This is a genomic window from Pseudomonas sp. FW305-25, from assembly GCF_017351415.1.
GTDB classification, from domain to species: Bacteria; Pseudomonadota; Gammaproteobacteria; order Pseudomonadales; family Pseudomonadaceae; genus Aquipseudomonas; species Aquipseudomonas chlororaphis.
Window position 1 is genome coordinate 42,308 of sequence record NZ_JACNDE010000017.1, and the last position, 12,969, is coordinate 55,276.

13 protein-coding genes are annotated in these 12,969 nt (G+C 66.4%); 4 read left to right on the forward strand and 9 right to left on the reverse strand.

Annotated features, from left to right (window positions below; genetic code table 11):
• Positions 1-7 precede the first annotated feature (7 nt).
• Complete coding sequence (locus tag J4E58_RS17350) at positions 8-259, reverse strand: hypothetical protein (protein WP_087091683.1); 252 nt, start codon at positions 257-259, stop codon at positions 8-10.
• Positions 260-351: 92 nt separating this feature from the next.
• Here J4E58_RS17350 and J4E58_RS17355 point away from each other — a divergent pair, with 92 nt between their 5' ends.
• A complete protein-coding gene (locus J4E58_RS17355; protein ID WP_087091682.1) occupies positions 352-1,137 on the forward strand; it encodes a helix-turn-helix domain-containing protein in 786 nt (261 codons plus the stop codon).
• 34 nt (positions 1,138-1,171) lie between these two features.
• Here J4E58_RS17355 and J4E58_RS17360 read toward each other — a convergent pair whose 3' ends face one another.
• Positions 1,172-1,888, reverse strand: a complete 717-nt coding sequence (locus J4E58_RS17360) for a FadR/GntR family transcriptional regulator (RefSeq protein ID WP_087091681.1) — start codon at positions 1,886-1,888, stop codon at positions 1,172-1,174.
• Between the two features lie 354 nt (positions 1,889-2,242).
• Here J4E58_RS17360 and J4E58_RS17365 point away from each other — a divergent pair, with 354 nt between their 5' ends.
• The 3 genes from J4E58_RS17365 (at position 2,243) to J4E58_RS17375 (ending at position 6,043) form a co-directional block, all read left to right on the forward strand.
• Complete coding sequence (locus J4E58_RS17365; protein WP_087091680.1) at positions 2,243-3,595, forward strand: MFS transporter; 1,353 nt, start codon at positions 2,243-2,245, stop codon at positions 3,593-3,595.
• Between the two features lie 23 nt (positions 3,596-3,618).
• On the forward strand, positions 3,619-4,974 hold the full coding sequence (gene gudD, locus J4E58_RS17370; RefSeq protein WP_087091679.1) for a glucarate dehydratase: 1,356 nt from the start codon (positions 3,619-3,621) through the stop codon (positions 4,972-4,974).
• Between the two features lie 76 nt (positions 4,975-5,050).
• The gene (locus tag J4E58_RS17375; RefSeq protein WP_087091678.1) at positions 5,051-6,043 is read left to right on the forward strand and encodes a hypothetical protein; all 993 of its coding nucleotides are present in this window, start codon (positions 5,051-5,053) and stop codon (positions 6,041-6,043) included.
• 123 nt (positions 6,044-6,166) lie between these two features.
• Here J4E58_RS17375 and codA read toward each other — a convergent pair whose 3' ends face one another.
• From codA to J4E58_RS17410, 7 genes are all read right to left on the reverse strand, one after another.
• On the reverse strand, positions 6,167-7,420 hold the full coding sequence (gene codA, locus J4E58_RS17380; protein ID WP_087091677.1) for a cytosine deaminase: 1,254 nt from the start codon (positions 7,418-7,420) through the stop codon (positions 6,167-6,169).
• 78 nt (positions 7,421-7,498) lie between these two features.
• Complete coding sequence (gene codB / locus J4E58_RS17385; protein WP_053261916.1) at positions 7,499-8,770, reverse strand: cytosine permease; 1,272 nt, start codon at positions 8,768-8,770, stop codon at positions 7,499-7,501.
• A gap of 228 nt (positions 8,771-8,998) precedes the next feature.
• On the reverse strand, positions 8,999-9,622 hold the full coding sequence (locus tag J4E58_RS17390) for an NUDIX hydrolase (protein ID WP_087091676.1): 624 nt from the start codon (positions 9,620-9,622) through the stop codon (positions 8,999-9,001).
• A gap of 119 nt (positions 9,623-9,741) precedes the next feature.
• On the reverse strand, positions 9,742-10,254 hold the full coding sequence (locus J4E58_RS17395; RefSeq protein ID WP_087091675.1) for a nucleoside 2-deoxyribosyltransferase: 513 nt from the start codon (positions 10,252-10,254) through the stop codon (positions 9,742-9,744).
• Entirely contained in the window at positions 10,251-11,087 is an 837-nt protein-coding gene (locus J4E58_RS17400) for an alpha/beta fold hydrolase (protein WP_087091674.1), read from the reverse strand. Before J4E58_RS17400 ends, J4E58_RS17395 begins: the two co-directional genes overlap by 4 nt.
• A gap of 235 nt (positions 11,088-11,322) precedes the next feature.
• The gene (gene queD / locus J4E58_RS17405) at positions 11,323-11,679 is read right to left on the reverse strand and encodes a 6-carboxytetrahydropterin synthase QueD (protein WP_007930577.1); all 357 of its coding nucleotides are present in this window, start codon (positions 11,677-11,679) and stop codon (positions 11,323-11,325) included.
• A 97-nt stretch (positions 11,680-11,776) separates the two neighbouring features.
• Complete coding sequence (locus J4E58_RS17410) at positions 11,777-12,856, reverse strand: hypothetical protein (protein ID WP_087091848.1); 1,080 nt, start codon at positions 12,854-12,856, stop codon at positions 11,777-11,779.
• Between the last annotated feature and the right edge of the window lie 113 nt (positions 12,857-12,969).

Below are 12,969 nucleotides of genomic sequence, written 5' to 3' on the forward strand. Positions count from 1 at the left end.
CGCAGGGTTAGTCCTGTTCGCATAACGCCCGCAGGGCCGGGTCGCGCACTTGCATCAGCTCGAACAGCCCCAGGGCCCTGAGCGCCGGCAGGGCGGCCAGCAGATCTTCCTCGGCCACGCGGCGCTGCTGCGCCGAGGTGCCCGGGTCGCTCCACAGCCGGGCATTGATCAGGAAGGCCCCCACCGTACCTTTGCGTACCTGGGTGCCATTGAAGTCGCCATGGTTGAGTTGATCGGGTAACAGGTCTTCGGCGCGCATGGATTGATCCTCGTGTGAATGAGCGTTCAGTCTGCGGCCCAAGGATTGGCTAAACTGCCTGGTTCTTGCCGTTGAATAACGTGAAACAGCCAATGTCCCAACCTTTGGTTTCCCCCTTGCTCGCTCAAGCCGAGAGCGGCCCGCTGCTGGTCGCGGCGTGGCAACACAGCCCGATCGAACGGCAGACCGCCGCCCACAGCCACGCCCGCGGCCAACTGCTCGGCGCCCGGCGCGGCCTGTTGTCGGTGACGGCGGCCGACAGCCAGTGGGTGGTGCCGGCGACCCATGCGGTGTGGGTGCCGCCCCGCTGCGAACACGCCCTGCGTTCCCATGGCCCGTTCGACGGCTGGAGCATCTATGTCGAGCCCGAGGCCTGCCACGAACTGCCGGCGCAACCACGGATCATTGCCACCTCAGGCCTGTTGCGGGAGGCGGTGATGCGTGCGGCGAGCTGGCCACAAGGCGCGCTGGATGAGCCGCAATTGCGCATCGCCCGGGTGATCCTCGATGAACTGGGCAGCCTGCCGGTGGAACCGTTTGGCCTGCCATTGCCTGTGGACCCGCGGTTGCGGCGGATCTGCCAGGCGCTGGCCGACGACCTGGCGGACAGCCGCGGCCTGGAGGCCTGGGCGCAATGGGCGGGGATCTCGCCACGAACCCTGGCCCGGCGTTTGGTCGCCGAGACCGGCTTTGCCTTCAGCCAGTGGCGGCAGCGCGCGCGATTGCTGCGGGCCCTGGAGCGCCTGGCGGCGGGCGATGCGGTGACCCGGGTGGCGCTGGACCTGGGCTACGACAATGTCAGCGCCTTTATCGCCATGTTCCGCCGTCAGTTCGGGGTGACGCCGGGGCGCTATTTCGCCCGGCACGGAACAGGCTGAGCGTCGCTATCCCGGTAGAAGCGGGCGCATGCCCTCACCCCGCCGAAAACCGCTCCCGGCTGTTGCTCAGGTGGGTCCACATCGCCGCCCGCGCGGCATCCGGGTCCTGGCGGCGGATGGCGGCGTAGAGGGTTTCGTGTTCCTGGTTGGCCAGGGTCGCCAGTTGCGCCAGGTCGACATCGCCGCGCTCGGCGTCGCGCACCCGGGTCCGGGGGATTAGGGCGTTGCCCAACGATTGCAGGATCTGCACGAAATAGGGGTTGCCGGTGGCTTCGGCGATCAGCAGGTGGAAACGCTGGTCGGCCTCCACGCAACTGTCGTTGTTGGCCAGCAGTTGCTGGTAGTCGTCCAGCGCCTGGCGCATCTGCGCCAGTTGCTCGGCGCTGCGCCGACGGGCGGCGAGAGCCACCGCCTGGGTTTCCAGGCCCAGGCGCAATTCGAGGATGTCGCGCACGCTCAGGGCGGTGCCGACGTTCAAGCGCAGGCCGTGGGTGTCCTGGCGCTCCAGGACAAAACTGCCGACACCATGGTGGGTTTCCACCCAGCCGGCGGCCTGCAGTTTGGAGATGGCTTCGCGCACCACGGTGCGGCTGACGCCATGGGCGCGGACGATGGTGCTTTCCGACGGCAGCTTGTCACCGGGCTTGAGCAGGCCGCGCATGATCTGTTGGGTCAGGTCGCTGACCAGGTCATGGGCCAGGTTGGTGGAAGGGCGACGTCGGCCCGGGGCGATATCGGATTCGGTGCTCATGGCAAGGTCACGCGGGGAGGAAGCAAAAAGCTTATCACCGAAGTGGCCGGGCAGGGCGCAACTTGTCTGATATGTATGACAAGTTATCGGATAAGTCACTTCAGGGTTCAGTGCAGGTTCTCAGTGCGAATGCAGCCTGAAAAATATTTCTGTGCCTGTGTTTTTTATTTATATGAATTAAATCAATCAGTTAATTTTATTTTTCAACATTCTCTTCGATCAGCAAAGCCTCGCGTACCGACTTCTGCGACGAGTCTGCGCTTGTGACGCTATTTTTATACTTGTATGATGACTGTCAACTAGGGCGCTCGCCCAGTCACCCGCACACAAAAACAAACAAGTGGGAGAGGCATCGTGAATACCACCCTCAATCCGGCCGGCGACGATTCCCTGCTGGCCATCGCCGTGGCGAAGGTCAAGCGCCATGTGCTGCCGCTGTTCGTCATTATGTTCATCGTCAACTACATCGACCGGGTCAACATCGGCTTCGTCCGCACCCACCTGGAACATGACCTGGGTATCGGTGCCGCGGCCTACGGTTTTGGCGCCGGGCTGTTCTTCATCGGTTACGCGCTGTTCGAAGTGCCGTCCAACATGCTGTTGCAGCGGGTCGGCGCGCGGATCTGGCTGACCCGCATCATGTTCACCTGGGGGCTGGTGGCCACGGCCATGGCCTTCGTGCAGAACGAAACCCAGTTCTATGTGCTGCGCTTCCTGCTGGGGGTAGCCGAGGCCGGGTTCTTCCCCGGGGTGATCTACTACTTCACCCGCTGGCTGCCCGGCGTGGAGCGGGGCAAGGCGATCGCCATTTTCCTAAGCGGTTCGGCCGTGGCTTCGCTGGTCTCCGGCCCGCTGTCCGGAGCGCTGTTGCAGATCGAAGGCCTGGGCTGGCACGGCTGGCAGTGGATGTTCATCGTCGAGGGCATGGCCTCGGTGCTGCTCTGCGGTTTTGTCTGGTTTTGGCTCGACTCCACGCCCCGCGACGCCAAGTGGCTGAGCGCCGGCGAACAGGAAGCGCTGGTGCTGGCGATCGACAGCGAACAGCGCGAGCGCGAAGCGGCGATGCCGGTCAAGCCGTCGCTCTGGACCCTGCTCAAGGACCGGCAGATCCTGCTGTTCTGCCTGATCTACTTCTGCATCCAACTGACCATCTACGCGGCGACCTTCTGGCTGCCGAGCATCATCAAGAAGATGGGCGACCTCAGCGACCTGCAGGTGGGCTTCTTCAATTCCATTCCCTGGCTGATCTCGATCATCGCCATGTATGCCTTCGCCGCGGCGTCCGGCAAATGGAAGTTCCAGCAGGCCTGGGTCGCCAGCGCCTTGCTGGTGGCGGCCGCGGGGATGTTCCTGTCCACCACCGGCGGACCGGTGTTCGCCTTCGTCGCCGTGTGCTTCGCCGCTATCGGCTTCAAGTCGGCATCCGCGCTGTTCTGGCCGATTCCCCAGGCCTACCTGGATGCGCGCATCGCCGCCGCGGTGATCGCCCTGATCAACTCCATCGGCAACCTCGGCGGCTTCGTCGCCCCGGCCACCTTCGGCCTGCTGGAGCAGCGCACCGGGTCGATCCAGGGGGGCCTGTACGGCCTGGCGGCGACCTCGATCATCGCCGCGATCATCGTGTTTTTCGCCCGCACCCGGCCCAAGGCCCATGTCATGCCGACGCCCTTGGACGATGCCCGCCCGCTGCTGGACAAAACCCACTGACTTTTGCCGACAGGAACCGACCCATGACTCTCGACACCACCCTCAATCAGCCCGCCCAGACACCGCTTGTCACCCGACTGCAAGTGGTGCCGGTGGCCGGGCATGACAGCATGCTGCTCAACCTCAGCGGCGCCCATGGCCCGTTTTTCACCCGCAATATCGTGATCCTTACCGACAGCGCCGGTAACACCGGGGTCGGTGAAGTGCCGGGGGGCGAGCGGATTCGCGCGACCCTCGAGGAGGCCCGCGAACTGCTGGTCGGCCAGCCCATCGGCCATTACCAGAAGCTGCTCAACCAGGTGCGCCAGCGCTTTGCCGAGCGCGATGCCGGCGGCCGGGGGCAGCAGACCTTCGACCTGCGCATCGCCATCCATGCGGTGACCGCGCTGGAAGCGGCGCTGCTCGACCTGCTCGGCCAGTTTCTCGGGGTGCCGGTGGCGGCGCTGCTCGGCGAAGGCCAGCAACGCGAATCGGTGAAGATGCTCGGCTACCTGTTCTACATCGGCGACCGGCACCAGACCGACCTGGCCTACCGCAACGAAGCCGAGGCCGACGATGCCTGGCTGCGCCTGCGCCATGAACCGGCGCTGAACGCCGAGAGCATCGTGCGCCTGGCCGAGGCGGCCAAGGCGCGGTATGGCTTCAACGACTTCAAGCTCAAGGGCGGCGTGCTGCGCGGCGAAGAGGAAATGGAGGCCGTCACCGCCCTGGCCGAATGCTTTCCCAAGGCGCGCATCACCCTCGACCCCAACGGTGCCTGGTCGCTGAAGCAGGCGATCGCCCTGTGTCGCGATCAACACCGGGTGCTGGCCTATGCCGAAGACCCCTGCGGCGCGGAAAACGGTTACTCCGGGCGCGAGGTGATGGCCGAATTCCGCCGCGCCACCGGGCTGCCCACCGCGACCAACATGATCGCCACCGACTGGCGGGAAATGGGCCACGCGATCCAGTTGCAAGCGGTGGACATTCCCCTGGCCGATCCGCATTTCTGGACGATGCAGGGTTCGGTGCGGGTGGCGCAGATGTGCCATGAATGGGGCCTGACCTGGGGCTCGCATTCCAACAACCACTTCGACATTTCCCTGGCCATGTTCACCCATGTGGCGGCCGCGGCGCCGGGCGAGATCACCGCCATCGACACCCACTGGATCTGGCAGGACGGCCAGCACCTGACCCGCAATCCGCTGCAGATCGTCGAGGGCTGCGTGGCGGTGCCGCAGACGCCGGGGCTGGGCGTCGAACTGGACCTGGACGCGCTGGCCCGCGCCCATGAGCTGTACAACAGCCGGGGCCTGGGGGCGCGGGACGACAGCGTGGCCATGCAGTTCCTGATCCCGGGCTGGCGCTTCGACAACAAGCAGCCGTGCCTGGTGCGCTGAGCCAGGCAGGAGGGGCTTGGCCGGGCCGCTGCATTCACAGTAATGTCAGCGGCCCGTCTGCTTTTGGAGCCCTGCAATGACTGCTTTCTACGATGCCCGCGGCAATCTTTACGGCGTGGTGGCGCCCGACGCGGTACGCCGGTTGGGGATCGCCTTGCCGGCCAGCGCGGCCGAGGCGGCGCTGGCCCGGGCCAATTGGAGCGAGCAGGCCATCGAAGCCCTGTGCAGTTGGCCCTCCGGCACCCGGCCGGAAGGGGCCAAGGCCCATCGCAGCGACGGTTTGCTGGTCGGGCCGTTCCAGGACGCGCCGCCGTTCGACCTGCTGATCGTCAACACCGACGGCACCCTGGCCGAGCGCAGCGGCAACGGCCTGACCATCTTTTCCCAGGCCTTGACCGAGCAAGGGCTGCTGCCGGCCCAGGGACCTGCGCAGCTGCGGGTGCATCACGACAAGCCGGACGGGGTGTCGCCGCTGGCGACCCTGGTCGAGCCGGCGCAGGTCGCCGGGGTGTCCGGCTTCTGGCTGGACCTCGGGCAACCGGCGTTCGGCCCGCACGCCGTGGGTGCGCAGCAAGGGGTCGAGCATGACGGTTCGAGCTGCGTTGACCTGAGCCGGGTGCGCGGGCTGGCGCGGTTGCACCCGCAATGGTGCCGTAGCCAGTTCGTGCGTATCGGCAACCCCCATTGTGTGACCCTGGTCAACGACGCCAGCGCCTTGCCGGGCAACCGGCAGATGAGCGAAGCGCCCCTGGCCGAGGCCCTGACCCGCATCGCCTACGCCCTGCCCACCGGCAGCGGTGAACCCTGTCCGGCCGGGGTGAACCTGCAATGGGCGTGGCTGGCGGGCCCGCAGCGCATCGCCGCGCGGGTGTTCGAACGCGGTGAGGGCCCCACCGCATCCTCCGGCACCAGCGCCAGCGCGGTGGCCAGCGCGGCGTGGCGGGTCGGTTGGGTCAAGGCTGGCGAAGTCGCGGTGGTGATGCCCGGCGGCACCGCGCCGCTGCGCCTGGAGGAACGGGGTGGGGAGCTGGTGCGGGTCAGCCTGTTCGGTACCGCCCGCGCCCTGTAGCCGCTGCCGCAGGCTGCGTAAAGATCCGCAGGATCTTCCGACGTCCTTGAGATTGCTGCGACCGTGCCGGTCGATCGCAGCCTGCGGCAGCGGCTACAGGGGAGGTGATGACGTCAGTGGCCGTTACACAAAACCCGCATCGCCCGGCAGCTCGACCTGGGCCATCTGCCGTTTCATCAGTACCTTGCCGTCGCGGATCGAGTACAGCGCCAAGCCTTGGCTGCGGATCATTTCGTAGTCGCTGTCGGCCGACAGGATCAGCAGGTTGGCCGGCCGGCCTTCCTCCAGGCCGTAGCGCTCGCCCAGGGCCAGGGCCTTGGCGCTGTTGTCGGTGACCAGGTCGAGGGCGCTCTGCAGGTTGCGGTAGCCGAGCATGTGGCAGATGTGCAGGCCGGCTTCCAGCACCCGCAGGATGTTGCCGTTACCCAGGGGGTACCAGGGGTCGACGATCGAGTCCTGGCCGAAACACACGTTCATTCCGGCTTCCAGCAGCTCGTTGACCCGGGTCACGCCGCGGCGTTTCGGGAAGCTGTCGAAGCGCCCCTGCAGGTGGATGCTTTCGGTGGGGCAGGAAACGAAGCTGATGCCCGAGTGGCCGAGCAGACGGAACAGCTTGGCGCAGTAGGCGTTGTCGTAGGAGCCCATGGCGGTGGTATGGCTGGCGGTCACCCGCGAACCCATGCCGCGGCTGCGGGCTTCCTCGGCCAGCACTTCGAGAAAACGCGAGTGCGGGTCGTCGGTCTCGTCGCAATGCACGTCCACCAGGCAACCGGTGCGTTCGGCCAGGTCCATGAGGAACTTCACCGAGCTGACGCCCTGGTCGCGGGTGTACTCGAAGTGCGGGATACCGCCCACCACATCGGCGCCCAGGCGGATCGCCTCTTCCATCAGTTCGCGACCGTTGCGGTAGCTTTCGATGCCTTCCTGGGGGAAGGCGACGATCTGCATGTCGACCAGGTGCGCGCTTTGCTCGCGCACTTCGAGCATGGCCTTGAGCGCGGTCAGCTCCGGGTCGGTGACATCGACATGAGTGCGCACGTGCTGGATGCCGTGGGCGGCGAGGGCGCGCAGGGTTTTCCGGGCGCGGGCCTTGGTGTCTTCCTGGGTGATGGTGACCTTGCGCTCGCCCCAGCATTCGATGCCTTCGAACAGGGTGCCGCTCATGTTCCAGCGCGGCTCGCCCGCGGTGAGGGTGGCGTCCAGGTGAATGTGCGGCTCGACGAAGGGCGGCACCACCAGGTTGCCGCCGGCGTCGAGGTCGTCGGGGCCCAGGGTCGGGGCTTCGGTCTGCCGGGCGATGCTGGCGATGCGACCGTTCTCCAGGTGCAGTTCGTGCAGGCCTTCGCGGTTGCGCAGGCGGGCGTTGATGATGAGCATCGGAGCGATTCCTTTTTCAATCCAGGCGGTCAGGGTACGGCGCTCGGGCCGGCGGCCGCAACGTCGCGTGGCCCGGGCTCATGCCTGGATGTCCGCGGCGGTGGTGGCGCGTGCGCCGAGCAGGCTGCTCAGCAGCATGTAGCTCAGGGCGGCGGCCGCGATGCCTACCAGCGGCGCGACCCAGGGCGAGCCGAAGGCCGCCACGGTGCCGATGGCATAGGCGCCCAGGCCGGCCCAGTTGAACGCCGGCAATTTGCTGTCGGCCAGGCGCGGGTACTGGCCGCGGTAGCGATAGAAGAAGTCGGCCATGATCACCCCGCCAATCGGCGGGATCACCGTGCCCAGCAGAATCAGGTAGGGCACCAGCATGTCGTACATGCCCAGCAGCGCCAGCAGGGTGCCGATCACCGCGCCGGCCAGGGTCACGGTCTTGCGTCGGCCGGTGCGCAGCAGGTTGCAGCCGGCGACGGCGAAGTTGTAGATGGTGTTGTCCTGGGTGCTCCAGATATTCAGCAGGAGCATGGCCATGGCGGCCATGGCGAAGCCCTGCAACAGCAGCACTTCGACCACGTCCGGCTGCTGGTAGACGATGGCGCCGTAGGCCCCGATCAGCACCATCAGGCCGTTGCCGATAAAAAAGCCGATCAGGCTGGCCAGCACCGCGACCCTGGCCGAGCGGGAAAAGCGCGTCCAGTTGGTGGCCTGGGTGGCGCCGCTGACGAAGGTGCCGAACACCAGGGTGATGGCCGTGGACAGGTCGAGGCTGGCGCTCGGCACCACGGCCAGCAACCCATCGAGGCCGCCGACCTTGACCGTGGCCACCCACATCGACAGCAACAGCAGCAGGGCCATGGCCGGCACCGCGATCCAGGAGAGGATTTCCAGCCCGCGATAACCGACGTAGGCGGTGGCGCAGAACATCAGGCCGAACAGCACCATCAGCCCCAGCACAGTGTCCTGGCCCAGCTCGAAATACTTGCCCAGCACCACCGCGGCGGTGGCGGTGCCCCAGGCGTACCAGCCGATCTGGGTGAAGCCGAGGATCAGGTCGCTGAGCTTGCTGCCCACCTCGCCGAAACAGAAGCGCCCCATCAGCACCGAGTTCAGGCCGCTCTTGAAGGCGATATAGCCCAGGCCCGCCGCGTACAGGCCCAGCAGCAGGTTGCCGAGGACGATCACCCCGAGCATCTGGCCAAAGCTGAAGGCCACGCCGAGCTTGCCGCCGGCGAACATGGTGGCGGTGAAAAAGGTGAAGCCCAGCAGCACCATGGCCGTGGAGGCCAGGCCCTTGCGCGCATGCATCGGCACTTCGCTGAGCGGGTAGTCGTTACCTGGATCGTTCTGCGTCATCTGCCTTCCCCTGATTGGCCCAGGCGTGGCCTGGTGCGTAAGCGACGCAGGCATCTGCTGCAGTCGCCGTGCCAACGCCCCCAGGGTCAGGGGCGCCCGGCTGGCGTTGTGCAACCTGCAGGAGATTTATAGACAAGCAGGGGATTTTTGCTTTCCGGCGTGGCCGATTGGCCGGCTCAGGCGCGAAAGCGGTGCGTCGGTGAGACAAATTGGATCACGGACGCCCGATCAATCGAACAGGGTCAGGCGGGTTTCTCCACGGTGGAAGGCAAAGGCGGCTTCGATATCGCTTTCCACAGTGCGGCCGCGGGACAGTTCGGGCAGGGCGTCGAGGGCGAAGAACCCGGCGTCGCTGACTTCCGAGCCGGCCACCGGGGCGCTGCGCTCACTGCGCTCGCAGAGAAAATACAGCTTGTAGAAGTCCCGGGTGTCGGGGGTGAAGGGGCCCTTGGCCTTGTGCCGGACGCTGTAGAGGGCGCGGGCCGAGACGCTGAGCCCGGCCTCTTCGTGGATCTCCTTGACGATGTTTTCGGCGGCCGACAGGCCGATGTCGGCATACCCGCCGGGCATGGCCCAGCGGCCGTCGGTCTGTTCGCGGACCAGGAGGATGCGCTGGTCTTCGATCAAGGCGCCGCGCACATCCACCAGGGGTGTCGAGTAGCGTTTGGCGAAGTCCGACACCAGGCCGGCGATGCGTTCCAGGGGCACGTCGGCCAGTTGCGCGAGCATGTCGTGGGCGATGTCGGCGACTTCCTGGTAACGCTCGCGATCGAACGGGTCCTTGCAGAAATGCAGCCCGGTGGAGGCCAGGGCCTGCAAGCGTTTGGCGTGGGTGAGCCAGGTGTTTTCCATGGTGCGTGTCCTTACGTAATCGCTGGGGCCAAATCCATCACTGTAGGAGCGAGCTTGCTCGCGATGAGGCCCTTGAGTATTGCATCGGCCTTGAAGACTTATCGCGAGCAAGCTCGCTCCTACAGGGGACGGGGCGGTGGTTGCTGGGCGAGGTAGGCGGCCAGGCGCGGCAGGGCTTCTTCGGCGCTGCGGCTGTGGCCGGCCCAGGTGCAGGCCAGCATCAGGTTGCGTGGCAGGTGGAAGTCCTCCACCAGGAAACCTTCGACGTCGCGGCCGTCGGCGTCATGGGGCACTTGTTCGCGCAGGGTCGCGGGCACCTCGAACCAGGCCCACACCGGTTTGCCCAGGGCGATGGCCATGCCCACCTCGAAGGCGGTGCCGGAGTCCGGCTCCAGGCCGCGAAAGTCGTTGAGGTTGGCCAGCACCGCGTCGCAGTCGCGGATCATCTGCATATTCTGCTGGCAGATCAGCTGCGCGGTCTGCTCCGGCGTCGGCTGGGCCGGCACCTGCTGGTCGAAGGGGTAGAGGCCTTGCAGGCCCTGGGCGTGGCACAGGTGCTTGAGGTATTCGCCGCGGGCGATGGCATCGCGGCGAAACAGGTCGAAGCCGGCGAGGTAGATGCGTGGGTTCATGCCTGGCTCCCGGCCTGGGGCAGAAAGCGCAGCAGCGCGGCGATGATGGCTTCCGGGGCGTCTTCCTGCAGCAGGTGGCCGGCGTTGGGCACCGCCTGGAAGCGCGAGCCGGGGATCAGCCGGTGCAACTGGCGCCCGCGTTCGATGGGGATCCACTGATCGTCCTCGCCCCAGAGGATCTGGGTCGGGCAGCGAATGCTCGGATAAAGCCCGGCCACCTCCGCGGTATAGCGCTCGTCCATTTGCGCGATCTGCCGGTAGAAGGCGGCCTGGCCGCTGGCGCCGAGCCAGGGCTGGACGTAGGGCGCCAGTTCCCGGTCGGGGATTTCGCGCTGGATTGCCCCGCGGATGTAGGCCGGGACTATGGCGCGCTGGATATAGTCCGGCACGCCGCTGAAGGCCTGTTCATGCTGGCGCACGTGCTGCACGAACGGCGAGCCCCAGGGCGACAGCGCCACCGGGTCGAGCAGGGTCAGGCTGCGGTAGTCCTTGCCGTTGAGCAGGTGGGTGCGCAGGGCGGTGGCGCCACCGAAGTCGTGGGCCACCACGTCCGGGCGTTCCAGGCCCCAGTGCTCCAGCAGTTCGGCCAGCAGCCGGTTCTGCACGCCGAGGGACACATCCTGGCCGGCGGCCTGTTCCGATTGGCCATAGCCCAGCAGGTCGAAATAGTGCACCCGGTGGCTGGCGCTGAAGTGCGGGGCGATGCGGTGCCAGACGTAGGAAGAAAACGGCGTGCCATGCACGAACACCAGAGGCGGCCCGTCACCCTGAATGGCGTAGCGCACCTTTTGTCCGTTGAAGCTGTAGGTTCGATCCAGCGGCCAGTCACTCATGTTGTGGTCCTCTGCGGGTGATCGGTCCGGCGCCTTGCTCATGCAAGGCCCGGCGCAGCCCATGCTCCTCGGCGCGCTGAGTCTCGGTGTAAGCGCGGCGCGAGCACAGGCGATGTTTTTGCTCATGGCTGGGTTGGTGTAAAGCCGGATGTGGCTATGACCCGAGGGCCGAGCGGGCAAGCATAGGCATAAAAAAACCACCGCGGGCGGTGGTTTTTTTCAGGCGGGCGACGGTTTATTCGCCGCGATAGATGCAGCCGCTGGTGCAGGTCTCATGAATGCGGATCGCACTCAGCTCCGGCAGCAGGGGTTTGAGCTCGTTCCAGATCCACTTGGCCAGCACTTCGCTGGTGGGGTTTTCCAGGCCGGGGATGTCGTTCAGGTAGTTGTGGTCCAGGCGCTCGTAGAGCGGCTTGAAGATCTCCTTGATCTCGGAGAAATCGCGAATCCAGCCGGTGTGCGGATCGAGGTCGCCGCTCAGGTGGATGGCCACCTTGAACGAGTGGCCGTGCAGGCGCCCGCACTTGTGGCCTGCAGGCACGTGGGGCAGGCGGTGGGCGGATTCGAAGGTAAATTCTTTGAAGATTTCCACAGTGTCGGTCAGCTCGGTCAGGTGGCTATCGCCGCGGGCGATGTAAGGCAGGCGGCGAGTTTACCAGCTTGGTTATACGGTTGCGGGAAAACACTGACTAAAGGGTCAATAGCTGTTCGCCGAGACGACCGCTACCGGCCAGCTCGAGGAACTCGTCGCCCAGGCGCCGGCTTTCGTCCATCGCGCTGCGCCAGTATTTCTGGCGGCTGGCGTCGTCGCCCATGAAGCGCTTGAAGTCGTTGCGGTCCGGCAGTTTGCCGTAGGGCAGGCGCGCCAGGTATTCCTTCGACGGTGCCAGCAGCAATACGTCCTGCAAACGGCCCGGGTTGCCGCGGCGCCAGGGCAGGGTCTTGTCGAACCAGCCGGGAATCACCCGGTCGGTGAAGTGCGGGTAGAGCACGATATCGTCGCCGCTGTAGGGCAGGTCGAGGTGGTAGTCCAGCAGGCCGCCGTCGCGGAAGGTGCCGGCCCCGGCGCCGGGCAGGTCGCGCACGCCTTGCATGACCATCGGGATCGAACCCGAGGCCAGCAGGGCCTGGCGCAGGTTGCCGGTGTCCAGCGGCACGAAGCGCGAGGGGAAGTCTTCGAGGGCATGCAGCGGCGGCGCCAGGCGCGGGTCATGCAGCACCAGGCGTTCGAAGTGCCGCGCCAGGCGCGCGCGACCACGCAGGTTGTCGGCGATCACCGAGGACAGCCCCAGGCCCAGCCGCCCGCGATGGTCGTCGGCGAGCAGGCCGTGGCTTTTCACCACCATGATGTTCAGCCGGTAGTGCGGGTTGTCGAGAATGCTCGCGTCGCGGCCGTCGAGTAGCTCGTGCAGCATGCGCTGCGAGCTCTGGCTGATCTGCGCCATGGTCACGCCCTTGGCGAAACTCTGGGCGTTGTACAGCTGGCCCAGGCGCCGGATGCCTTCGGCGGCGTCCGGCAGGCAGGCGCTGGCGAAGCGCCAGGAACCCACCGAGGCGCCAATCAGCGAGCGTTCCCGTGGCGCCGCTGGCAGCCATTCGCCGAACAGCGCCAGGTCTAGCCCCTGGATGCCCAGGGCTTTCGGCCCGCCGGCGGCGCCGGGCAGGGTGCCGACCTCGGCCGCGCTCAGGCCGTTGGCGCGAATGCGCGCCAGGGCGCGTGGGCCGGCCTTGAGGGTCAGGGCAGGGAACTTGATGTGGATAGCGGTCATACCGGCCTCAATCTCGAGCGACAGCCGAGTATAAAAGCTCGGGCCCGCGGCGCCGAATGAAACCTGCGCGGCGCCGATGATGGCCATTCAGTTTCAATTAAGTTCGACCGGCT

Coding starts and splice junctions, on each gene's coding strand:
- J4E58_RS17350 (WP_087091683.1), bottom strand. CDS start 259: ATGCGCGCCGAAGACCTGTTACCCGATCAACTCAACCATGGCGACTTC.
- J4E58_RS17355 (WP_087091682.1), top strand. CDS start 352: ATGTCCCAACCTTTGGTTTCCCCCTTGCTCGCTCAAGCCGAGAGCGGC.
- J4E58_RS17360 (WP_087091681.1), bottom strand. CDS start 1,888: ATGAGCACCGAATCCGATATCGCCCCGGGCCGACGTCGCCCTTCCACC.
- gudD (WP_087091679.1), top strand. CDS start 3,619: ATGACTCTCGACACCACCCTCAATCAGCCCGCCCAGACACCGCTTGTC.
- J4E58_RS17375 (WP_087091678.1), top strand. CDS start 5,051: ATGACTGCTTTCTACGATGCCCGCGGCAATCTTTACGGCGTGGTGGCG.
- codA (WP_087091677.1), bottom strand. CDS start 7,420: ATGCTCATCATCAACGCCCGCCTGCGCAACCGCGAAGGCCTGCACGAA.
- codB (WP_053261916.1), bottom strand. CDS start 8,770: ATGACGCAGAACGATCCAGGTAACGACTACCCGCTCAGCGAAGTGCCG.
- J4E58_RS17390 (WP_087091676.1), bottom strand. CDS start 9,622: ATGGAAAACACCTGGCTCACCCACGCCAAACGCTTGCAGGCCCTGGCC.
- J4E58_RS17395 (WP_087091675.1), bottom strand. CDS start 10,254: ATGAACCCACGCATCTACCTCGCCGGCTTCGACCTGTTTCGCCGCGAT.
- J4E58_RS17400 (WP_087091674.1), bottom strand. CDS start 11,087: ATGAGTGACTGGCCGCTGGATCGAACCTACAGCTTCAACGGACAAAAG.
- J4E58_RS17410 (WP_087091848.1), bottom strand. CDS start 12,856: ATGACCGCTATCCACATCAAGTTCCCTGCCCTGACCCTCAAGGCCGGC.